This window comes from Streptomyces phytophilus, assembly GCF_013870535.1.
GTDB lineage: Bacteria > Actinomycetota > Actinomycetes > Streptomycetales > Streptomycetaceae > Streptomyces > Streptomyces phytophilus.
In genome coordinates this window covers 1-9,168 of record NZ_JACBXC010000121.1, presented here as the reverse complement: position 1 = coordinate 9,168, position 9,168 = coordinate 1, and the positions used below count along the sequence as shown (strand labels likewise).

The 9,168-nt window shown below is 73.5% G+C and carries 6 protein-coding genes and 1 pseudogene; 4 read left to right on the top strand and 3 right to left on the bottom strand.

The features are described from left to right. Positions 1 to 1,009 (bottom strand): ROK family transcriptional regulator (locus H5J30_RS09410; protein WP_181786883.1); only part of this gene is annotated, 1,009 nt, incomplete at its 3' end. A gap of 128 nt (positions 1,010 to 1,137) precedes the next feature. On the opposite strand from H5J30_RS09410, the gene H5J30_RS09405 reads away from it, so the two are divergent. Both H5J30_RS09405 and H5J30_RS09400 read left to right on the top strand, forming a co-directional pair. After that, positions 1,138 to 2,757 carry a beta-N-acetylhexosaminidase gene (locus H5J30_RS09405; protein WP_181786881.1) on the top strand — a complete coding sequence of 540 codons (1,620 nt, stop codon included), beginning with the start codon at positions 1,138 to 1,140 and terminating at the stop codon, positions 2,755 to 2,757. Between the two features lie 340 nt (positions 2,758 to 3,097). Then, on the top strand, positions 3,098 to 3,628 hold the full coding sequence (locus H5J30_RS09400) for a hypothetical protein (protein ID WP_181786879.1): 531 nt from the start codon (positions 3,098 to 3,100) through the stop codon (positions 3,626 to 3,628). 91 nt (positions 3,629 to 3,719) lie between these two features. Here H5J30_RS09400 and H5J30_RS09395 read toward each other — a convergent pair whose 3' ends face one another. Beyond that, on the bottom strand, positions 3,720 to 4,145 hold the full coding sequence (locus tag H5J30_RS09395) for a hypothetical protein (protein ID WP_181786877.1): 426 nt from the start codon (positions 4,143 to 4,145) through the stop codon (positions 3,720 to 3,722). Between the two features lie 2,074 nt (positions 4,146 to 6,219). After that, positions 6,220 to 7,107, bottom strand: a complete 888-nt coding sequence (locus H5J30_RS09390; protein WP_181786887.1) for a LysR family transcriptional regulator — start codon at positions 7,105 to 7,107, stop codon at positions 6,220 to 6,222. A 230-nt stretch (positions 7,108 to 7,337) separates the two neighbouring features. Between H5J30_RS09390 and H5J30_RS09385 the strand changes: the two genes are divergently transcribed. Both H5J30_RS09385 and H5J30_RS09380 read left to right on the top strand, forming a co-directional pair. Beyond that, on the top strand, positions 7,338 to 8,537 hold the full coding sequence (locus H5J30_RS09385; protein ID WP_181786885.1) for an MFS transporter: 1,200 nt from the start codon (positions 7,338 to 7,340) through the stop codon (positions 8,535 to 8,537). Then, positions 8,534 to 9,168 (top strand): annotated as a pseudogene (locus H5J30_RS09380) (hypothetical protein); the annotation flags it as partial. The gene H5J30_RS09385 and the pseudogene H5J30_RS09380, both read left to right, overlap by 4 nt.

The following is a 9,168-nucleotide window of genomic DNA, read 5'->3' as shown; positions in this document are numbered from 1 at the left end:
TGCTCAGCGCCCCGTTGGTGTGCACGTCGGCGGCCCGGGAGAAGGCGCCGCCGAGGACGACCAGCTCGGGGTCGAGGGTCATGACCATCGCCGAGGTGCCCAGCGCCAGGTCGTCGCAGTACCGCTCGACGGCCGCGACGGCGATGGGGTCGCCCCCGCGGGCGGCGGCGAAGGTGTGCCTGGCGGCGTCGCTCTTGGGCACGTCCGGGGGGACGGCGGGGCAGTCGTGGAGGTACGAGGCGGCGGTCACCCAGTGCGTCACGGGGTGCATGCCGACCTCGCCGGCGACGCCGCCGAAGCCGCGGTGCACCTGCCCGCCGACGACCAGCGCGGCGCCGGTGCGCCGGCCGGCGTGCAGGAACACGGTGTCGTCGACGCCCTTGGCCACGCCCCACTCGCGTTCGGCGAGTGCGGCGAGGCGGGAGTCGTTGTCGATCTGCACGGCGCAGGGGAAGAGCGCGCCGATGCGGTCGGCGAGGTCGACGCCGGTCCAGTTCGCGACGCCGGCGCAGTACTGCACCTTGCCGGCGCGGTCCACGATGCCGGTGGTGCCGGCGCCGACGGCCCACAGGTCCGTACGCCGTAGGCCCACGGCGGCCAGGCAGTCGGCGACGGCCTGGTCGGCGGCGGCGATGCGGTCGTCGACGGGGGTGCCGGGGCCGACGGTGCGGTGGGTCTGGGCGTGGACGGTGCCGTCGAGGTCGGCGATGGCGGCGCGCACGCTGTGCACGCCGATGTCGATGCCGGCGACGTGCCCGGCGTCGGCACGGAACCGGTACCGCCGCGCGGGCCGGCCGACGGTGCCCTGCGCGGGCCCCATCTCCTCGACCCAGCCCAGCTCCACGAGCTGGCCGACGACGTCCTTGGTGGACGGCCGCGACAGGCCGGTCCCCTCGGCGACCGCGGTGAGCGTGAGCGGCTCTGCGCCGCGCAGGACGTCCACGACGGCCAGCGAGTTGAGATGCCGCAGCCGGGACAGATCCCCGCCCAGCTCCGCTGCCGATGCCATGCGTCACGCCCTCCCGGTGCCCACCACCAGCCGCAACGACTAACGATGGAGTCCTTTACATATTTACGATGGAGCCCTTTATATGGAGTGGAGAACGCCAGCGTCAACCCGTCGAACGGAGAACGACCTTGATCATCCCCACGCCGTCGCGCAGCTCTCCCCGTCCGGGCTCGTACGTCCTGGGCCCGGACACCCCGCTGCACGTCGCCGATCCGGCGCTCGCCCCGGTCGCCCGCGTCCTGCGCGAACAGCTCCTGCCCGGGACGGGCTGCACGCTGCCGCCGGGGCGCGGGGGGATCGAGCTGGCTCTCGACGACGAGCAGGCCGCGGACCCGGACGCGGGGGCGGAGGCGTACCGCCTGACGATCACCCCCGACGGCATCCGCATCGCCGCGGGCGGCCCGGCCGGCGCCTTCTACGGCGTGCAGACGCTGCGCCAGCTGCTGCCGCCGCACACCCTGCGCCGTACCGCGCTCGACGAGGGCCCGTGGGAGCTGGCCTGCGTCGAGGTCGAGGACCGGCCGCGGTTCGCCTGGCGGGGCGTCCTGCTGGACGTGGCCAGGCACTTCTTCACCAAGCGCGACGTGCTGCGCGTGCTCGACCAGATGGCGCTGCACAAGCTGAACGTGCTCCACTTCCACCTCACCGACGACCAGGGCTGGCGCCTGGAGGTCAAGCGCTACCCGCGGCTGACGGAGATCGGCTCCTGGCGCACGGAGTCGAAGCCCGGCTGGAACGAGACGGGCGACGGCCGGCCGCACGGCGGCTACTACACGCAGGACGACATCCGCGAGATCGTCGCGTACGCGGCGGCCCGGCACATCCTCGTCGTACCGGAGGTCGACGTGCCGGGGCACACGCAGGCCGCCATCACGGCGTACCCCGAACTGGGCAACACGGGCGCGCAGTTGGCGGTGGAGACGGGCTGGGGGGTGAAGTCGAACATCCTCAACGTCGATGACGGCACGCTGGACTTCGTACGGAACGTCTTCGACGAGGTGATCGAGCTGTTCCCCAGCCCGATCATCTGCGTCGGCGGCGACGAGTGCCCGAAGGACCAGTGGAAGGCGAGCCCGGCGGCGCAGGCGCGGATGGCGGAGCTGGGGCTGCGCAACGAGGACGAACTGCAGAGCTGGTTCATCCGGCAGGTCTCGGCCCACCTGGAGGCGCGCGGCCGGCAGTTGCTCGGCTGGGACGAGATCCTGGAGGGCGGCCTGCCGCCGGCCGCGACGATCGTGTCGTGGCGCGACAACCACGGCGCGGTCCGGGCGGCCCGCGAGGGCCACCAGGTGATCACCAGCCCGGCCCGCCAGGTCTACCTCGACTACCGCGCCTCGGACTCCGCGGACGAACCGGTCCCCGTGGGCACCGTCCTCCCGGTGGAGGAGGTCTACGCCTTCGAACCCGTCCCGGAGGAACTGCGGGGCACCCCGGCGGCGGACCTGGTCATCGGCGCGCAGTGCGGCCTGTGGACGGAGGCGATCGACAACGTCCGGGCGCTGGACTACCAGGCGTTCCCGCGGATGAGCGCGTTCGCGGAGACGGTGTGGTGCGCGGCGTCACGGGACGAGGCGGCCTTCGCGGAACGGCTGGCACACCACCTGGACCGGCTGGAGGCGCTGGGGGTGGAGTACCGCCGCCCGGAGGGGCCGCGGCCGTGGGAACGGCGGCCGGGGGTGCGGGGGAGGCCGGTGACGATGGAGGAGTACCTGGCGGAGGTGGAGGCGGACACGAGGAACATCAGGTAGGGGAGGCGGGAGTACGGGACCGGTGACCGGCCCGCGCCGGGAGGGGGCGGCGGGGCGGGCGGGTCGCTGGGGGGCGGGGGCTGGAGTCGGCGCGGCGGCGACGGCGGTGCCGCTGTGCAGGTGTGCCGGTGTGCCGGTGTGCCGGTGTGCCGGTGTGCCGGTGACAGGTTTCCCGTTGGAGTGAGATTCCGCGGGGTGGCGCATCACGGGCCACGCACGGGGGCAGGGTGAGGCTGGATCACCCTGGTCACGGCTGTGAGGGTCCGTAGACACGCGCGTCCGGCGGGCCGTCGGCCTGCCGGGAGTGAAGACCACTCGCGGGCAGCATAGGAAGGGCGCAATGAATCTGAAGATCACGCTCGACCGCGTCAAGTGCCTCCACACCCACGACGAGACCGGAGCTGACGACTTCTACGTCGTGGGAGCCGCTGCCGCCGGAGGAAAGACCCAGGCGGTTCTGACCACTCCCATGGCGATCAACGACGGCCAGGAGCTTGCGTTCCCGTCCGACCAGCGCGTGGTCTTCGAGGGCCCCGCCGCGGATGCCAGCACGCTCCATCTCGGGCTTGCCGCCTACGACCAGGACGTGGAAGGCGACTGGAAGAAGCGCGGGGAGGCGGTAGGCAAGATCACCGCCACGGCGAAGGCCCTGCCGGTCCCGTCGGGCTCGCTGCTCGTATCCACGGCACACACGGCGGTGGTTGCGGTCTTCGGCGGACTCGACCCGGATGACAAGCTGGGGCAATTCACCCTGGATGTTCCCATCAGGGACCTCAAGGCGGGCACCGACAAGAAGTGGTCGTGCAGCAGGGACGCGGGCGCGTCGTCCTCCTGGCAATACGAGGTGTACTACACGATCGAGAAGGCGTGAGGGCCTTCGCCGGGAGAGGCCGGGAGGGGCCGGGGCGGGCCGGTTGCGTAAGGCCGGTGCGGCAGCCGGGACTTGCGGCTTGAGCCCGCCGTTACGGGAGCCGGTCGTAGCTGTCGGCGTGGCTGGCGAGGCCCCGCGCGGCCTGGGAGTTCGGTAGGACCAGAGCCTCGGCGTCGGCCGGGATCGCGCCCGCGCGGGCGTCTTCCGGTTCACCGACCCACAGTTGCAGCGCTTCCCACGCGGAGAAACCGGCGTCCCAGGCTTCTTCCAACCGCCGATGCCACGGCCCACCGGCGTCGAACCCGACTGCGCCGGCGCCCGCTCTGCCGACGTAGGAGGCGGCGCCTTCGGTCTCGGAGGCCCAGAGGTACCCGACGACGTGGCCGCGAAGAACGACGGGCAGGCAGCGAACGGGGGTGTTGGTGGTGGCGAGGTAGGTGGTCTGCGCCAGAGTCCAGGGAGCCAGCGGACCGAAGTCTCCTGGCCGCCCTGTCGGTTCCCAGTAGGAGTCGGACACGGCCTGCTCCTGTTCGGTGGAGGCGCATTGCGCAGTGGATGCCCACGGTAGCGCTGAGGGAGCAAGTCGGAGCGAGATGGGCGGGGGGTCACGGTGCGGTGGCCCGAATGCGGAACGGCACCCGGAAACGTGGCGACAGACCTGACCTCCACCGCGGCGCATGCGGCCCTGCCCGCAGGAACCGCTCAACACGCCCGTACCGCTCCAGCCGCCCACGCCGCGCCGCCGCACCTGTGCCGTTCTGGGCGCTCGCGCCTGTGCCGTTCTGGGCTGCCGCGCCTGTGCCGTTCGGCGCTCTAGTGCCCGCGCCGTCCTACGCTCCCGCGCCCTCTCTACCCTCTCTACCCTCCCTGCCCTCACTCCCGCCCTAGGGTATGCGCCTGGTCTGACAGCGCCGGGGTGCCGGGGCCCGGGGTGGCTGTGTGCATGGGTGGGGCGGGTACGTGGGGACGCGGGGCGGGTGCGGGCAGGTGGCGTGTGGAGGGAGCCGGCGTCGGGGGATCGGCGTGGGGGCGGGCGGTGTTCGTTGGGGTGAACCGGCGTCCGGGGGTTGGGCGTCGGGGTGGGGCGGTGTCGCGTGGGCTCCCCCCGGGCCACCCCGCTTTTCAGTGTGGGCCTCCGTCCGGCGTCAAGGGCGTTCCCTCCGCTTCGCTCCAGGAACGTCGCTGCGCGATGGGGCTCCGCCCCACCCTTGACACCGGACTCCGGCCCCAAACAGACCCGCAGCTAAGGGTGGCCCAGGGGGAGCGGGCACCCTCGAACCCCATACGCCCCGACCCCCCGACCACGGGGGCCGACCCCTCAGCACCGGGACCGCCCCGCACGCGGACAGTCCCCGATCCGGGTGCCCGAACCGAGCCGGGGCACCGCCCAGTTGCCGGTGCCCCGCCCCGGCGAGGAACCCGGGCCGGTCGGGCTCGCCCTGCCCGCGGACGCCCTGGTCGGCGGGGTGCCAGCCCGTAGCGGGACCGGCCCGGCTGGCGACGATCTCCGGAAACGGGGGTTCAGCCGATCTGCCTCCAAACGGAACAGCCGCCTCGACCCGGGTGGCAAATCGGCGCCCGACGCGACCGGCCACCCTCCAGCGCTTGCGACCGACCGACACATTCGCGACACCGCCCCAGGCCACGCCACCAGCGAGACCCCAACGGCAACTTCTACCGGTCGACGCACACCCACCCGCCAATCGAGCAACGATGCCCGCCCCGGGGCCCCGAGCGGAGAAATGCGGCCGTAACTCGGGGTAACACCCCCCGATCCGCCCCAAATCAGGCCCCCAGCCCCGACTTTTGCCACCCCAGACGTACACACCCACCCCAAGCCCCACGACCCCTCACCCACACCGCCCGGAATGCGCGCCACCGGCACAAACTCACCGCAACACCGCCCAGAAACCCGGGCAAAACACCCACGCGGCCCGACTTTCGCCCACCCAGCGCCACCCCACACCCCACCCGGCCCGAAAGCCCCCACTCGGGCCCGGCGCACCGGTAACCGGACAGGGCCCCGACACCGTTCGGGCACCGGAACGGGGACCGTCCGCGTACGGGGCAGGCCCGCCGCCGACCGGCCGGCCCCCGTCGTCCGAGGGCCGCGACGTATGGGCTTCAAGGGGTGCCGCTCCCCCTGGGCCACCCTTAGCTGCGGGCCTGTTTCGGGCCGGAGTCCGGTGTCATGGGTGGGGCGGAGCCCCATCGCGTAGCGACGTTCCCGCAGCGAAGCGGAGGGAACGCCCTTGACACCGGACGCAGGCCCACACTGAAAAGCAGGGTGGCCCGGGGGGAGCCCACGCGACACCGCCCCCACCCCGACGCCAACCCCCGGACACCGCCAGCCCCAAGGAGCCGGGCCCCGCCGCCCCCGCCGAAACCCCGGCGCTGTCAGACCAGGCGCATACCCTAGGGCGGGAGTGAGGGCAGAGAGGGCAGAGAGGGCCCGGGAGCGTAGGACGGCGCGGGCACTGGAGCGCCGAACTGCACAGGCACACACCACAGAACGCCACGGGCACCGCAGCCCAGAACCGCAAGGCCGAAGCCCCGTCCCGCCTCCCATCCCGCGCCTCTCACCCCGCCCCTCACCCCCTCCCCCTCACCGTCTCCGCGAACGCCCGTACCCTCCCGTTCTCCCTGTCCCCCCGCCACACCAACCCCAGCGCCGACTCCCCCACCCCCCTCACCGGCACATACACCACATCCCCCCGCGGGTGGTACTCCGACGTCGGCCTGCACAGCAGCATCACCCCCCTGTTCGCCGCCACCTGCGACAGGCCCTCCTGCAGCGTCGCCACCTCCGGGCCCCGTGGCACCGGTGTGCCCGCCGGGGTGTGTGCCGGGGCCTGGGCCTCCCGCCAGTAGGCCGGGGCCGGGGCGCTCACGCCGATCATCCGCGTCGTCGCCAGGTCCTCCGCGTCGACCTCCGTGCGGGCGGCGAAGGGGTGCCGGCGTGATGCCGCCGCGTACTGCGGCTCCACCGAGAACACCGGGCCCAGTACCAGCGTCGGTTCCGCCACCGGCAGCAGCACCACCGCCGCGTCCACCTCGTCGCGGTGCAGCGCCCCGAAGGGGTCCGCCAGCGGGAGTTCGGTGATCCGCGTCGTGCAGCCCGGGTACCGCTCCTCGAATTCCCCGACCGCGTCCATGAATCCGTACCCCACCACCCCCTGGAACCCGAGGCGCAGCGGCCTCCCGACCCCCAGCGCCGCCGTCCTGGCGTCGTCGACGGCGGCCCGCAGCGCCGCGTATGCCGGGCGGAGGGCCCGGAGGAAGTCCTCGCCCGCCGGGGTGAGCCCGACCCGGCGGCTGGTGCGGTCCACCAGCCGGGCGCCGACACGGCGTTCCAGCGCGCGGACGAGTTGGCTGACCCGGCCCTGCGATACGTAAAGCCGTTCGCCGGTACGTCCGAAGTGCAGCTCCTCCGCGAGGACCAGGAAGCACTCCAGCTCGCGGATCTCCACCCTTCCCACCGCCGCCGGATTCCCGCCCTCAGCCCCCTGACCTGCGCTCTCCATACCGTGCCGCCCCTCAGCGCGGCGCCGTCACGCGCCGCCGTTCGATTAGCTCACCTCATGGAAGCATGAACACTTCGCGCTTGTTCCCCTCCCTCCCGCCCGGCTTGGCTGAGGCCATGGCGAAACTCGACGAGCTGTCCGCATCCGCACCCACAGCAGCACCCGTCACGGGCGGCTGGCCCGCCGTGGCGACCGTGGCGGCCGGCACCTTCACCGTGGTCACGTCCGAGATGCTGCCGGTGGGTCTGCTCACGCCCATCAGCGGTTCGCTGTACGTCAGCGAAGGCACGGCCGGACTGACGCTCACCGTCACCGGCCTCATCGCCGCGCTCTCCGCCCCCCTCGTCACCGCCGCCGTCGGCCGGCTCGACCGGCGCCTCGTCCTCTGCTCCCTGATGGTGCTCCTGGCCGCGGCCAACGTGCTCGCCGCCTGGTCACCCGGCTTCGCGGTCATGATGGCCGCCCGCGTACTCGTCGGCGTCGGGCTCGGAGGCGTCTGGTCCCTCGCCGGCGGGCTGGGGGTGCGGCTCGTGCCCGCCGCGGCCGTCGGTCCCGCCACCTCCCTCATCTTCAGCGGCGTCGCCGTCGCCTCCGTCGTGGGCGTGCCGGCGGGCGCGTACATCGGTGAACTCGTCGGCTGGCGCGCCGCGTTCCTCGTCGTCGCCGGGCTGGCGCTGCTCGTGACCGCGGCCATGGCCGTGCTGCTGCCGCCGCTGCCCGCCGAGGAGGCGGTCGCGCTCGGCGGGGTGCTGCGGCTGGTCGGCAACGGCCGGGTGGCCACCGGGCTCGCGGTGGTGTTCCTGCTGGTCACGGGCCACTTCGCCGCGTACACCTATGTACGGCCCATCCTGGAGGACCTCTCGGGCGTCGGGCCGTCGATGATCGGCGCCCTCCTGCTGGCGTACGGAGTCGCCGGTATCGCCGGCAACTTCGCCGCCGGCGCCCGCGTGGGCCGGCGGCTGCGCGGCACCGTGCTGGTGATCGGCGCCACGCTCGCCGGCTCCCTGCTGCTCGTGCCGCTGCTCGGGCTGTCGGTGGCGGGTGCGGCGGTCCTGCTGGTCGTGTGGGGGCTGGCGTACGGAGGGGTGTCCGTGAGTACGCAGACGTGGCTGGGCCTGGCCGCCCCGCGGGCCCGGGAGGGCGCGACGTCGCTGTTCGTGGCCGTGTTCAACGGGGCCATCGCCCTCGGGGCGTTCACGGGCGGCCGGATGGTCGACGGCTTCGGCACGCGGTCGGTGCTGTGGCTGGGCGGCGCGCTGGCACTGGGCGCGCTCGCGGTGACGCTCCTCGGGCGCGTACCCGCCACGCACACCGCGGCCGCCCCCCAGTCCCCTCCCCGCGCGCTGGACTCTCCCACCGTGTCAGGCCGTTGCCTGGACTCATGACCGACTACACGGGCTCCGGCCCCTACTGCTACGCCAACTCCCTCGTCATGTCCCTCGGCGCCCCCGCCCCCTCGCCCTCCCTGGTGGAGACGCTCACCGGCTCGCCGTTCGGCGTCCAGCTCCTCGGCGGTACGGTCCCCCTCTTCGACCCGTACGGCTGGGACCCCGAGACCGGCCTCGACGACGCCGTCGACCTGCTCGGCCTGCGCTGCGACCGCACCTCCGGCGGGTCCGCGGACGAGGCGGCGGCGCGGCTGCGGGCGGCCTGCGCGCGGGGGCCGGTGCTGGTCGGGCCGGTCGACATGGGCCTGCTGCTGTACCACCCCGGCACCCCGTGGGGTCCCTCCAGCGGCGGCAGCCCCTACGACGGCAACGACCACTACGTGGTCGCACTCGCCGCGGACGACGGGACGGTCCTGCTCCACGACCCCCACGGCCACCCGTACGCGACGCTGCCGGTGCCCGAGTTCCTCGCGTCCTGGCGGGCGGAGGCGGTGGAGTACACGGCAGAGCCGTATGTGATGCGGGCGGGGTTCGAGAGGGTGCGCGCGGTGACGGAGGTGGAGGCGGTACGGGCGGCGCTGCCGGGCGCGGCGGCGTGGCTCGCGGGGCGCACGGACCTGGCGGTGCC